This window comes from Actinomyces gaoshouyii (assembly GCF_002076915.1).
GTDB classification, from domain to species: domain Bacteria; phylum Actinomycetota; class Actinomycetes; order Actinomycetales; family Actinomycetaceae; genus Actinomyces; species Actinomyces gaoshouyii.
In genome coordinates this window covers 341842-355371 of the sequence record NZ_CP020468.1, presented here as the reverse complement: position 1 = coordinate 355371, position 13530 = coordinate 341842, and the positions used below count along the sequence as shown (strand labels likewise).

At 70.4% G+C, this 13530-nt stretch carries 10 protein-coding genes and 1 pseudogene; 7 read left to right on the top strand and 4 right to left on the bottom strand.

Annotation, left to right across the window (positions count from 1 at the left end; genetic code table 11):
- The first annotated feature begins 154 nt into the window (after positions 1–154).
- Positions 155–1288, top strand: coding sequence for a M48 family metallopeptidase (locus B6G06_RS01385; protein ID WP_081172123.1), 1134 nt, complete (start codon positions 155–157; stop codon positions 1286–1288).
- 34 nt (positions 1289–1322) lie between these two features.
- On the opposite strand, the gene B6G06_RS01380 is transcribed toward B6G06_RS01385, so the two are convergent.
- Positions 1323–2015, bottom strand: a complete 693-nt coding sequence (locus tag B6G06_RS01380) for a hypothetical protein (RefSeq protein WP_081170588.1) — start codon at positions 2013–2015, stop codon at positions 1323–1325.
- A gap of 315 nt (positions 2016–2330) precedes the next feature.
- Here B6G06_RS01380 and B6G06_RS01375 point away from each other — a divergent pair, with 315 nt between their 5' ends.
- From B6G06_RS01375 to B6G06_RS01360, 4 genes and pseudogenes are all read left to right on the top strand, one after another.
- On the top strand, positions 2331–4076 hold the full coding sequence (locus B6G06_RS01375) for an MBL fold metallo-hydrolase (RefSeq protein WP_164505175.1): 1746 nt from the start codon (positions 2331–2333) through the stop codon (positions 4074–4076).
- 103 nt (positions 4077–4179) lie between these two features.
- Positions 4180–5352: a variant leucine-rich repeat-containing protein gene (locus B6G06_RS01370; RefSeq protein ID WP_081170584.1), complete on the top strand. Its 1173-nt coding sequence runs from the start codon at positions 4180–4182 to the stop codon at positions 5350–5352.
- A gap of 295 nt (positions 5353–5647) precedes the next feature.
- Positions 5648–6697, top strand: a pseudogene (locus B6G06_RS01365) (glucosaminidase domain-containing protein); the annotation flags it as partial.
- A gap of 178 nt (positions 6698–6875) precedes the next feature.
- Positions 6876–7487: a tetratricopeptide repeat protein gene (locus B6G06_RS01360; protein WP_081170580.1), complete on the top strand. Its 612-nt coding sequence runs from the start codon at positions 6876–6878 to the stop codon at positions 7485–7487.
- Here B6G06_RS01360 and B6G06_RS01355 read toward each other — a convergent pair.
- The gene (locus B6G06_RS01355; RefSeq protein WP_081170578.1) at positions 7478–8449 is read right to left on the bottom strand and encodes a diaminopimelate dehydrogenase; all 972 of its coding nucleotides are present in this window, start codon (positions 8447–8449) and stop codon (positions 7478–7480) included. The two genes, B6G06_RS01360 and B6G06_RS01355, sit on opposite strands and share 10 nt — an antisense overlap.
- A gap of 500 nt (positions 8450–8949) precedes the next feature.
- Between B6G06_RS01355 and B6G06_RS01350 the strand changes: the two genes are divergently transcribed.
- A complete protein-coding gene (locus B6G06_RS01350) occupies positions 8950–9849 on the top strand; it encodes a sunset domain-containing protein (RefSeq protein ID WP_081170576.1) in 900 nt (299 codons plus the stop codon).
- Between the two features lie 281 nt (positions 9850–10130).
- Here B6G06_RS01350 and ychF read toward each other — a convergent pair whose 3' ends face one another.
- Positions 10131–11231 carry a redox-regulated ATPase YchF gene (gene ychF / locus B6G06_RS01345; protein ID WP_081170574.1) on the bottom strand — a complete coding sequence of 367 codons (1101 nt, stop codon included), beginning with the start codon at positions 11229–11231 and terminating at the stop codon, positions 10131–10133.
- 133 nt (positions 11232–11364) lie between these two features.
- Positions 11365–13236, bottom strand: coding sequence for an alpha/beta hydrolase (locus tag B6G06_RS01340; protein ID WP_081170572.1), 1872 nt, complete (start codon positions 13234–13236; stop codon positions 11365–11367).
- 53 nt (positions 13237–13289) lie between these two features.
- Between B6G06_RS01340 and B6G06_RS01335 the strand changes: the two genes are divergently transcribed.
- Positions 13290–13511, top strand: coding sequence for a hypothetical protein (locus B6G06_RS01335; RefSeq protein ID WP_080463200.1), 222 nt, complete (start codon positions 13290–13292; stop codon positions 13509–13511).
- The last annotated feature ends 19 nt before the right edge of the window (positions 13512–13530 follow it).

Here is a 13530-nt window from a genome sequence, read left to right as displayed (position 1 = left end):
GTCCGTCCGCAGGACGACAGTCCCATGCGCGAGACCCATTACAGTGCCGCATATGACGCAGCAGCACTTCCCTGAGACCGTCTCCGGAGCTCCCCTGGACGGACAGTCCTCGCAGAGCCCCACGCCGGGCACGGCGCCGGGCGCCCCCACCGGAATGACCTCCGCCGCTCGGGTCCCCCAGACGGTCCAGCCACCGGTGGAGCCCCCCGCCCTCTTCAATGGGGCGACCATCCACGGATGGTTCGGGATCCGTGCGTTGCGCCATCCCAAGGAGCTCCCTCTCATGGCAGTCTGCGGGCTGCTGACACTGGGCGTCTACGCCTCATGGATGGGCTTCATCGCCTGGTTGATCGTCGACCCCGAGCCCACTGGGGTAGGGGCGGAGGTGCGCTCGTACATCACGAACTCTCTGGACCAGTACCTCCTCCTCATCCCCCTCCTCCCGATCCTCCTGTGGGCGGCGCGCGCCATCCTGTATGCGCAGCAGCGCGCGCAGGGGGTGCAGATGAGCGTCACGCAGTTCCCCGAGGGGTACCGGATGGTCGTGGAGGCCGCGCACAATTTCGGGCTACGGCGCGTGCCGGACGCCTATGTGGTGCCCGGCAATGGGACGATCAACGCCTTCGCCACTGGGCACGGGCTCCGCCGCTACGTCATCATCCACTCCGACCTGTTCGAGGTGGGCGGCTCGGCGCGCGATCCGGAGGCGCTGCGCTTCGTCATCAATCATGAGGTGGGGCACCTGGCCGCGGGCCACGCCTCCTTCCTGCGCCTGGCGATCACGACACTGGGCATGCAGATCCCGATCATCGGGTCGGCCCTGAGCCGCGCCCAGGAGTACACGGCGGACAACCACGGCTACGCGGCGTCTCCGCAGGGCGTTCCCGGCACGATAGGACTGATCGCGGCCGGGAAGTACCTGGGGGCGCAGGTGAACTTCCATGCGCTGGCCGACCGCGCCGTGACGGAGCGGGGCTTCTGGCTCCACGTCGCCTCCTGGTGGACGAGCCACCCGGCGCTGACCTGGCGCGCGCACGCCCTGCGGGACCGCAGTCGGCCGGGCCGGCTCATGGTCCGTCCGAAGCAGGGCGTCCTCGCCGGGCCGATCAGCCCCGTGGGCCGCGATGGCAGCAGGACATGGCCGACACCGGGGCAAGTCCTCGCCGTTATGGACGCCACCCGGCCACGGGTGGCTGCGGAGGAGCAGTTCGGGCGCTACCCGGGGGTGGAGTACGAGGTCCCGCGCGACGCCGTGCGGCTGACCGATCCCCGGCCGGTCAGCCGCTGACAGCCGCGGACGGCGGGAGGTCCGGCGGGGTGGTTCAGGCCGCGCCGTCGGACCCTTCTTCCTCCGGGCGCGCCCGGGGCTCGCGGACGAGCAGTGCGCCATCACCGGTGGGGAAGGTGATGCCTGCGTAGTGAGGGCGCTGCTCCACCTTCTTGAAGCCGGCGGCGAGGTGGCTGGCGACGACGGCGTGCTCGCCGGCCTCGACGAAAGCCCACAGTGGGGCGCCGGGGTCTGCGATGTCGACCGCCTCGGCGAGGCCCTCGAGAAGATCGCGGCCGATGGGGCGGGTCTTGGCGGCTGGGTCGAGGATGAGACCGGTGACCATCCAGGAGGCTTCCCGGCCCTCGTCGGAGTCGGCGGGCAGGAGGAAGGCGCCCGCGAGGGCCACGGAGATCGCGGCGTCGACGTCGTCGGGATGGGCGGGGTCCTCCAAGGAGGCGAGGACGAGCACGGGGATCGAGTCGATCATGCCGGGGGCGGCCTCGAGTGCCTCCTGGATCGTGGTCCCGCGCAGTGCCAGGAGCCGGGCGACGCGGTGGGTGTCGCGGGCATCGGCCTGCCAGAGCATGAGGCGCCCGTCGGCCAGGGCCGCGGCGAGAGCGGCGGCTCCGGGAGCTCCGGGGGCTCCGGGGGCAGTGCCCGGGCCCGCGGCGGCCTCCCCGGCCCAGTCGGCGGCGGCCGCCGCGAGGATCCCGTCGATGGGCCCGGAGGGCGTCGAGTTCGTCATGGCCTCAGCCTAGACAGGCGCGCCCGGGTCCCGAATGGGGAGGCGCCACCGGCGCCGGCATGCTCGTCGCGCCCCGCATCGATCCCGAGCCCGATGCCACTCGCCGAGCCGCGACCATCGACGCGTATCTCACACCGGACCGCCCGACCTCGCGCTTCATGCCGAAAATCACTGGAATCACGGGGAACCACAACCTGTGAGGACGACCCGCCCAGGTATCCTCGCCCGACGCCACGCTCCCAGATCCGGCAGTGGCGCACCTCCCCCGCACTCCGCCCTCCCCAGGCGGGAGCGGGGCATCCCGAGGAGACTGATATGGCTATGCCCGAATCCAACAGCGAACCAAGATCCCAGGGCGCCTCCAGCCGCGCCTTGCGCCGGGCCCTCAGCACGATCGCGCCGGTACTCGTCGGCGCCGCACTGGCCGCCATCGGCTCGGCCTCCGCCTCCGCCTCCACTCCGCCTACTTCGCCCCTCGCTTCGACCGAGGAGTCGATCCACATCCTGTCCTTCATCGACTCCGATGTCATCGTGCTGGAGAGCAACGGGCGCTTCGCGCTCGTCGACTCCGGAGAGGACAAGGACTATCCCCGGGGCGATGACCCCCGTTACCCCCTGCGCCCAGGGGTGGCCCAAGGGGCGCCGGACGAGGACGCCATGTGGGCCTACCTCGACGAGCTCGGCGTGAGCCCCGACAACCTCGAGTTCTACATCGGCACCCACGCCCACTCCGACCACATCGGCACCGCCGACACCGTCATCGAGAAGTACCATCCGAAGCGGATCTACGCCCCCGAGTACTCCGACGCCTGGATCAACAACCCGCGCAAGCTGTGGGACAACCAGTACGTCTACGACCGGATGATCGCAGCGGCGGGCAGGGCCCGCGCCGAGCACGGCTCCGCTCTCATCCAGCACCTGGTCCCCGGCGCCCCCGTCGCACCCGACCCCAGCGCACCCACCACAGCGTCTCCCACCTTCGACTTCGGGGACATGCGCATCGAGATCGTCAACTACGACGAGTCCTACAAGCAGCCCCCTTATATCTACGACGCCAACGAGAGCGCCTGGGGCGTCAAGGTCACTGCCCATGGGCGCTCGGCGTTCCTGGCATCGGACATCGAGAACTTCTACGGCGACGAGGACCGCCTGGCCCCGCTGATCGGCGACGTTGACGTCCTCAAGCTCGGCCATCACGGCTCCATCTCCTCCAGCAGCGAGGGCTTCCTGACCGCGTTGCGCCCCGAGATCGCCTTCCAGACCGGGCGCTTCCGAGCCCTGTCGCCCGCCACCCAGCGCATCCTGGACCGCCTCGGCACCAGGTGGTACTCAGCGGATGAGGTCCGCGCATCCGGGCGCATCAGCTTCGTCGTCGCCCTCGCCGACGACGGCGTCCACCTCGCCGACGTCGACGCCACGAGCGGCGGGCTCGTCCTGCGCACCCGTTGGTCGGGCAGTCCCCGCGTCGCGGCCTACCGGCACGGCGTCGCCACCGCGCTCACCGGTTGGAGACGCAGCGACGGGAGCTACTACTGGTTCTCCAACAGCCCCTACGCCACTGAGAGCGACTGGGTGAGTTGGAGGGGAGGCTGGTACTTCCTGGGTCCCGACGGCGCGATGTCCACCGGCTGGCTGAAGGACGGCTCCTCCTGGTACTACCTGGGAGCGGATGGCTCGATGAGGACCGGCTGGGCGCAGGACGGCTCCTCCTGGTACTACCTCGCCCCCGGTTCCGGACGGATGGCCGCCAACCAATGGGTGGCCAGTAGAGCCGCCTGGTACCACCTCGGCGCCTCAGGCGCCATGTCCACGAGCAGATGGATCCGTTCAGGCGCTTCCTGGTATCACGTGGGGGACAGTGGCGCGATGTCCACCGGCTGGCTGAAGGACGGGACCACCTGGTACTACCTCGACGACTCCGGTGCGATGCGGGCCAACAGCTGGCTCTACCAGGGCGGCACCTGGTACTACCTCACCGGTTCCGGCGCCATGGCCACGGGCAGGGTCATGATCGACCGCGTGGCACACTCCTTCTCCCCCTCGGGCGCCTGGCTCGGCTAGGGCCCACGGCGCTGGGGCGGCGGGCCCGGCGCCTGCGGGGCTGTCTTCCGGCGCGAGGGACGCGGTACCGTGGCCTCAGTGGAGAACCCCTACAGGAGATCTCATGACCGTCCTTGATCCGATGTCGTGCACCCCTGCCGACCTCGCGAACCCTGCGATCACCCAAATGGATCTCGCCCGGATCGCCCAGTTCCGCCCGGATCTGCATCCGCTCGTGCGCAAGCACCCGGCCTGCTACCCGGAGCTCGCCGTGTGGATCGAGCAGCGGGCCGCCCTCCTGGAGTCCGAGGCGGCCGAGCAGTCGACCGCGGAGCGGGCGGTGTCGGACGACGGCGCCGCGGCAGATTCCACGTGGGCCTCCGCCGCATCGGCAACGGCCTCGGAACCGTCGTCGCGCTCAGCCTCAGGCGCTGCCTCGGCGTCGGCGGACGACACGGCGACCCCGGTCGGCAATATCGACTCACCCGCCGTCGTCTCGGTGCATTCGGCCCGCTCGGCGCACTCCGCCCCCGAGATCATCCCGCCCGCGTCCGCCCCGGAGATCATCACCGCGGTTCCGGGCATGGAGGTCCCCGCCGCCTCTGAGCCCACTGCCCCCGCGGCGGCAATGCCCGGCGCCCCCGGCAGTGGTGAGGCGCCGTCGGGCCCCAGTGCCGATCCCGTCAGGAGCAGCGCGCCCCGGACGTCACCTGAACCTCTTATCCCCGCCTTCGCTGTGCCCTCGGGGGGCGACCAGCCCGCCTCAGAGAGGTCCTTCCCACGGGACGAGAACGGGGCCGCCTCCCTCTGGCGCCGCCTCCTGCTGTACGCCGTGCCGGTCCTGTCCATCCTGTGCCTCGTCTCGACCTTCCTGCCAATCGTCACCATCACCTTCGACACTGGGACCTGGTCGTTCAACTACTGGAACGGGGACGGCCTCCAAGAGGCGCTCATGCTCCTGGCGGTCTTCATCATCGCGACCGGCATCGGCCTCGCCGCGATCATCACCCCGCAGCGGTCTCGGCTGATCCTCACGGGGATCGCGAGCACCGTATCCGCCCTCCTGGCGGTCAGCGACGGCTTCCGGAACATCATCCGATTCTCCGGGGACGCACCGGACCTGGAGGGGGCCACGGGCGCCTCCGTCGGCTCTGGCGCGATCCTCCTGGCGGTCAGCGGCGCGATCCTCCTGCTCATCTCGGTCCTCCACCTCACCTTCGCGGTGCGGGACGAGCCGGATGCGTGGGCGGGCGGGGGCGATCAGCCCTCGCCGTACCAGCAGCAGGGCCTCTCGTAGGCCCTTTTCGCGCAACAGATATCGGCCCCGTCTCCTCCAAGCGAGACGGGGCCGATGTCGTCGTCCACAGGGCTGCCTGAGAGCACAGGGAATCCATTGACATAATAGATCTCACCCATCCCTGGAGTCGCATCTGTCCCACGCTTGTGCTCCTCGACTCGAAAGGCCCTTCATGCCGTCCCGCACCCTCTCATCGGCCGCATCGTTGACCCTCGCCGTCACAGCGCTCGGCGGTATCGCCATTCCCGCCAGCACGGCCGTCGCCGCGCCACCCGCCGCCGTTGCCCACGCGCGGGCCACCGGATGGGTTGCGAGGGGCGGCCAGTGGTACCACTTCGGTCTCAATGGGGCGAGGACGCTCGGCTGGCTGTTCGACGGCGGGCACTGGTACTACCTCACCGGCTCGGGCGCCATGGCCACCGGCTGGGTGAAGGACGGCGGGCACTGGTACTACCTCACCGGCTCGGGCGCCATGGCCACCGGCTGGGTGAAGGACGGCGGGCACTGGTACTACCTCACCGGTTCCGGCGCCATGGCCACCGGCTGGCTGAAGGAGGGGACCACCTGGTACTACCTCACCGGTTCCGGCGCCATGTCCACCGGCTGGCTGTTCGACGGCGGGCACTGGTACCACCTCGCCCCCACCTCCGGCGCCATGGCCACCGGCTGGCTGAAGGAGGGGACCACCTGGTACTACCTCTACGGCTCGGGGGCGATGGCCACGGGCACCGTGCCCGTCGACGGGCGCTCCTCTCGCTTCGCCGCCAATGGCGCATGGCTGGGCTATGCCGACTTGACCCCGGTGCTCACCGCGCCGTCATCGAGCCGGGAGGCACTCATCTCCTCGATGGCGAGCGCCTACCGCTCCTCCGGCAGTCCCTACCCGTCGTCGGCGCTCAGCGCTGGGGGCGCGCCCACGATCGAGGCGTTTGCGGGGATCATCTACGACGAGGCGACGTCGGAGGGGGTGAGCCCCGAACTGCTGTTCTGCCAGGTGATGAAGGAGACCGCCTGGCTGCGCTTCGGCGGCGATGTGAGCATCGGCCAGTTCAACTTCGGGGGTCTGGGGGCCACGGGCGGCGGTGTCCGCGGCGCCTCCTTCGCGGACGTGAGGACCGGCCTACGCGCCCAGGTACAGCATCTGCGCGCCTACGCCGATTCCTCCGTTTCGGCGTCCTCGCTCGCTCACCCGGTGGTGGACCCGCGATTCTCCTATGTGCGCAAGGGCACCGCACCGTACGTGCAATACCTGGGGATCAAGGAGAACCCAGCCCGCGTCGGCTGGGCGACCGACCCCGGCTACGGCACGAGCCTGGCGGAGATGATGCGCGCCTACTTCGGCTGATCGCCCCGGCGCCACCCGTCGGCCTGCGTCATCCAGCGGGACCGACGGGGCGCGACGCGGGAGCGGGGCGCGATGGGCCCCGGTGGCACTGATCGACATGGCGTGCTCCTGGGGCGGTGACGAACAACGGTACCGTTCACTGCGGTGGCCCATCACCTGAGAGAGGAGCAGTATCCCCATGAGCACGCATATGCACGGGGGTGCGCAGAATCCAGCGCCCGGCGAGGGGCACGACGACGGCGCCGCTCTTGTCGACGCGCTGCGCGATGCGACGGCGGCCGGTCGCCCGCAGGAGGCGATCGCGCTCGCGGGCGCCGTCGCCGAGCTGTCCCACGAGCTGGGGCCGGAGGATCACCGGGTGCTGGGCGCGCGCTTCCATCTGGCCCGGGCCCACCGCGCGGCTGGGGATCCGGCCTCGGCGGTGACGCTGCTGGAGCAGGTGGTCGCCGGGACCGAGAGGCTGCTCGGAGCGGAAGCTCCCCAGTCGCTCACCGCCCGCAGCGCCCTGGCCGGCGCCTGCGCGGACGCGGGTCGGGCGCGCGAGGCGGTGGCTCTCCATGAGCGGATCGTCGACGACGCCGCAGGGATACTGGGCCGAAGGCATCCCGATGCGCTGTCGGCGCGGAACAATCTCGCCCGGGCTTGCGAGGCGGCCGGTGACATTCCTCGGGCGCGCTCCCTGGACGAGGCGCTGGTGAGCGACGCCGAGGCCGTGCTCGACGCCGCCCACCCGTACCTCACCTTGTTCCGCCGCAACCGTGATCGGCTGAGGTCCAGTGCTCAGAGGTAGTAGGCGCGGAGCTCGGCAGGGTCCTTCGGGGACAAGTCGGCGAGGGTGACGTCGAAGACGGTGCGCGCGCCGGTCTGGCCGCGTGCGGCCATGCGGGCGGCGGCGCGGCCCATGGCGGCCACGACGGAGCCGGTGAATTCGGGGTTGGAGTCGAGAGCAAGTTCGAAGGTGATGCGCTCGGCCACGCCATCGGAGGTCCGGCCGCGGCGGATGACGGTGCCGCCGTGCGGAATGCCGGCGTGCTTGGCGGCCATCTCCTGCTCGGAGATGAAGGTGACGGTGGTGTCGTAGTCGGCGAAATAGTTGGGCATCTCGACGATCTCCTTCTCGATGCGAGCGAGATCAGCGCCCTCGGCGGCCACCACGTAGCAGTCGCGGCGGTGCATGGAGCGGGTGGTGAGCTCGACGTCCTCACCGGCCTTGACGGCGTCGACGGTCTCGGCGACCGGCAGCGTGTACTGGCGGGCGTCGAGCACGCCCTCGATGCGGCGCACGGCGTCGGAGTGGCCCTGGGAGACGCCGGGGCCCCAGAAGGTGGTGGTGGTGCCGTCGGGGAGGACCGAGTCCCCCAGGACGCGCAGCATGGAGAACAGGCCCGGGTCCCAGCCCGTGGAGATGATGGCGAGGTGTCCGGAGGCCTTCGCTGCGGCGTCGACGGAAGCGAAGTAGCTGGGGATCTCGGCGTGGGTGTCGAAGGAGTCGACGGTGGTGAAGTGAGCGGCCGCGGCGGGGCCCTGCTCGGCGAGGTCGGTGGCCGAGCCCCCGCAGTTGAGGCAGACGTCCACCTTGTCCGCCCAGGCGGGCATGTCGTCGATGCGGGCGACGGGGGCGCCCTGGGTGGTGACCGAGGCGGGATCGCGGCGGGTGAAGACGACGACGAGCTCCATGTCCTCGCTCTTCGAGATGGCCTGCTCCGCGCCCCGCCCGAGGTTGCCGTATCCGTTGATCGCGACCCTGATCATGAGTCCCCCTAGGAGTTCGTCGTGCCGTCCCTTGGCGTTCGGGCCACGGCTCGGGCAGGGGCCCGGCCGGGGACCGCAGAAGAGTAGGCATCAGTCATATGTCCAGCGCATGACGATCGCTCTGCGGACGCCGGCGGTCCGATGGCGCGGCCCCAGCCCGGCGTTACCGTCTCAGCCCGCAGATACCGTCTCATCCTTGCAGTTTGAGGGCGCAAGGACGGGACGAGACGGTACCTGCGGTTCGGTCGGCTCCATGCGCACGGGCCCCGCCGGATGGCGGTGACCGTGGAGAGGGACGCACGATCCCGGGCGAGGTCGGCACCGGCAAGAGTCCTCCCTGGCCATGCGGATCGCCCCATGGGGGTGCCGTACACTCCCCATGAGAGCTCTCATCCTTGCATTCCCATCCCTGATTTCCCAAGGCACGGTCGAGATTCCGGCTCTTACCCACATGCTCCGCCATCAGAGGCGGCGCACGGGCCACCATATGGAGGAATCCCATGAATCACCTTCGTCGATCGGCTATCGGAGCGATCTCCGCGCTCTCACTGCTGGGATTGGCCATTCCAGCAGCAGCCGCGGATGAGGCCCCCTCCCCCAGTCCCTCTCCCGCAGTCGTTGCGACGGCGTCGCCCACCGCGATCTGGATGACGGCGCCTCAGCCCGCGCCCGCACCGCCGGCCCGGGCGGGTTGGGTGCGAAGCGGTGGCAAGTGGTACTTCTACGAGGCGGGCGCGCCCAAGAGGGGGTGGATCGCCCCGGACGGCCTCTGGTACTACCTGATGCCCGACGGCGCGATGGCGACCGGCTGGGCGCACGATGGCAAGGCCTGGTACTACTTCGATTCCACGGGCGCGATGCAGTACGGCAGGTGGCTGGAGTCGGGCGGCGCCTGGTACTACCTGCTCCCGTCCGGGAGGATGGCAGCCCATCAGTGGGTCGCACAGGGCGGTACCTGGTACTACCTGAAGGCGGATGGAACGATGGCGACCGGCTGGGCCCAGGACGGAGGCTCCTGGTACCACTTCACGCCGACCGGCGCGATGGAGAGAGGGACGTGGATCAGCTCGGGGAGCAACTGGTACTACCTGACGGCGTCGGGCGCGATGGCGACGAGCATGTGGGTGGGCGACTACTACCTGAAGGCGGACGGAACGATGGCGACCGGCTGGGCCCAGGACGGCGCCACATGGTACCGCTTCAGCGGGAATGGACGACTGGCGAGCCGCTACAACCCGGGGACGTACACGTGCCCGAGTTGGGCGCCGATCAAGGGCAATCGCGAGTCGACGATCTATCACCGCCCCGGTCAGCGCTTCTACGACCAGACGAAGGCCGAGGAGTGCTTCGTCAGCGGCGCTGACGCGGAGAACGCCGGGTACCGCGCCGCGAAGATCTGATCCCCCGCGTCGAAGGAGGCCGCCGGGCACGGCGCATGAGCGGCCCATCCCCGCACCGGGGAGGGAGGAGGGAATGGGGGCGCGGGACAGCAGTTCCGCGCCCCCATTCCCTGACCGATCGGCCGGTGGCGGCTGCCGTCACCTCGGTCCTCACTTGATCGTTGCGCCGGCAGCCGCGGGACCGCCTCGCGAAGCGGTCCCGCTCAGCCGACGCGCCCCGTCAGCGCATCGGGCCCTCTCATCGGGGTTCCCGGCCAGTGGTTCCAGCGCGGAGGCGCCCCCTACACGTTGAACCGGAACTCCACGACGTCGCCGTCGGCCATGATGTAGTCCTTGCCCTCCATGCGGACTCTTCCAGCGGCGCGGGCCTCGGCCACGGAGCCGTACTCCATGAGATCGTCGAAGGAGACGATCTCCGCCTTGATGAAGCCGCGCTCGAAATCCGTGTGGATGACGCCTGCCGCCTGGGGTGCCGTCGCCCCCTTGCGGATCGTCCAGGCGCGGGCCTCCTTCGGCCCCGCCGTCAAATAGGTTTGCAGGCCCAGGGTGTCGAAACCGACCCGCGCCAGCTTGTCCAGGCCGGACTCCTCCTGCCCGTTCTCGTGCAGCATCTCCGCGGCCTCCTCGGGGTCCAACTCCACGAGCTCGGCCTCGAACTGCGCGTCCAAGAAAATCGCCTCCGCGGGCGCCGCCATCGCCCGGAGCTCGGCCTGGCGGGCCTCGTCGGCCAGCCCGGCATCATCCATGTTGAACACGTAGATGACCGGCTTGGTCGTCATGAGCTGGAAGGAACGAAGCGCCCCCTCATCCACGCCCATCTTCTCCGCGGCGCCCGAGGCCACGGCGGCGGACAGCATCGTCCCCTCCCCCAGGATCGCCAGCGCTGCCTTCGCCGTCTCCAGCACCACCGGGTCCGTCTTCCTGCCGCGCACCTCCTTCTCCAGGCGCGGGACAGCCTTCTCAAGGGTCTGGATATCGGCCAGCACGAGCTCGGTGACGATCGTCTCGATATCCGAGGCCGGGTCCACCTCGCCATCCACGTGCACGACGTCCGGGTCCTCGAAGGCCCGCGTCACCATGCAGATCGCGTCCGCCTCCCGGATATTCGCCAGGAACTGGTTGCCCAGCCCCTCCCCCTCGCTCGCGCCGCGCACGATCCCGGCGATATCCACGAAGGAGACCGTCGCCGGGACCTCCCGCTCGCTGTGGAACAGCTCCGCCAGGCGCCCCAGTCGCTCATCGGGCAGGGGGACGACGCCGACGTTCGGCTCGATCGTCGCGAAGGGGTAGTTGGCGGCCAGGACGGTCGCGCGGGTCAGGGCGTTGAACAGGGTGGACTTGCCGACGTTGGGCAGTCCGACGATTCCGATAGTGAGTGCCACGCGCCGAGTCTAAACGCGCCCGCTGATGCGCTCGCGCCACGAGCGCCCAACGCCCGCGGCCCGCCGTCCCCATCCCGCACCGGCGAGGGCGCCATCGCAGGCCCTGCCGGGGCCCGGAGGGGAGCGCCTGCCCTCAGGGCAGCGCGAGCACGAGGTCCTGGATGGCGATCGACCACGTCGGGAAGAAATTGACGATCCGGTTGCCCACCAGGGCGATCGCGAGCGTCCCCGCCACGCAGGCCAGTGCGAGCACGATCAGGCGCGCGCCCACCGGGCGGGCGCCCCGCAGGAGGGCCCGGAGCGTCCTGGAGCGACCCGGATCGGGCGAGGCCACCGGCGTGGGGTCCTCAGCACTGCCCTCCGGTGCTCCTAGCGGGTCCCATGATTCCTGCGCGCCGTGGGGCTCCCGCGTCTCCGCCGCCCCCGTCCTCGACGGCTCATCCGCCGACGCCGCCCCCGCCGAGCGCGCGCGGCCCGGCAGTAGACCGCTCAGGCCCCGCAGGCGGCGCCGCAGCCCCGGGATGCCTCCCCCGCGCCATGGGACGATCGCCGCCAGGCTCAGCGCCAGCGCCACGATCCACGCGAGGATGATCGTCCCGATCCCCTGGATGCCGGTGAACATCTCCTGGAGCGTTCCCCGGGCACCCGTATCGGACCCGTCCCCGGCTCCCGCCGCAGTATCCCCGCCGGACGGGCTGTGGATCTGCTGGGCGGACGAGGGCGGCTCGGCGCTCGGGACCGACAGCGGCGCATCGGGAGCCACCGGGGTTTTCAACTGGGAGCCCCACCATGTCAGCGCCGTCGGGAAGGTCTGGCGCCACAGGGTGGCCGAATGCCCGCCGGACTGCGGGGTCACCATCTCCAAGGTATCCGTGGACGGCACCGCCGCCGGCAGATTGGCTCGCAGCTCGGCGGTGCCCGAGTCGTCCTGCGCGGCCATCTGCCATATGCGCAGGCTCTGGTGGGCGCGGGTGCGCAGGAGGGTGCTCAGGGCATTGGAGCGCTTGAGCTCGTCACTGGAGGACATCGCTCCGGTGAAGGGGACGTCGTAGCCGGACATGCCGATCTCGTAGCCGTAGACATCCGAGCGCATGATCGCCGTCCAGGTCGAGCAGAAGCCCCCGGAGGAGATGCCCCCGATCGCCCAGCCTGAGCGGTTCGGGCTCACGTTAGGGAAGGAGGCGCGCACGATGGCGGGAACATCGTCCTGGACCCACGTACCCACCTGGGCGCGGCCGACGACATCCGCGCAGTCCGGCATCGCGGTCTGACGGCGGTCGGCGTTGAGGCTCGGTAGGACGAGGATCGCCGGCTGCATCCGACCCGAGTCGATCGCCGCCTGCATCGCCGAGGCCGCCTTGACGGCGGTGACGACGCCGTCGGGACTGCCGGGATCGCCGTGGAGCATGACGAACACGGGGTAGGTCGCGCCATCGGTCGGAGAGTAGTCGCGAGGCGTCCACACCCAGACCTCCTGGGTGACGCCGCTGCGCCGGCCCGTCACGGTCGCCTTCGAGAAGCCCGTGTAGTCCGAGCCGCCCTTGATCGGCGTGAACTCGGCCGCATCGGCGGGCGAGGTCGCGGGAGGGCCGGCGGGCACAGAGGTGGGCTCCTCGGGGACGGAGATCACGGCGGGACCACGATCAGCGAAAGCGCGCTCACCCCTGATCTGGGCGACAACGTCCCCGATGGTTCGCACGAAGCCCAGGCGCGCATTCGCTCGCGCGCCGATCGCGCTCACCACGAGGATCTGGGCCAGGACGACGGCGAGCACCGTTCCCAGGAGCAGGGCCCGGGGGAAGCGGCGCCGCCCCGGACGGATCCGCGCCCATAGGAGGACGGCGGTGGCGAGCACGGCGATGAGCGCGACGACACCGATCCCCCGTACGGCCCAGGGCGAGAAGACACTGATCTCGGAGATACCAGCAGGGAGCAGGCGCACGGCGGCGAGGCCGCTCAGGGACGGGATAGACGGCGCGGAGGCCGCGAGGAGGGGGACGGGCATGGGAACATGATGCAACACGGCAGCGCTATCCCGAAAAGATCCTGAATGCCCCCATGGGTGTCGGACACCCGGTGCCGGACACCCATGGTGTATCGGTCCATGACCGACGACTCTCCCCCTCCTGCCACCTCCTGGCAGCCCTCATCACCGGCCTCATCGCGGGCCTGATCACCTGGGCCGTGCTCGACGGCGCCCGGGCGCAGGCCCGCTCCACCGCCGTGCTCGACGGTGGCGACGACGCCGCCTCCCGGCCCCGCGCCGAGGCCGCCGGATAGCGAGCCCGCACCCCGCCTC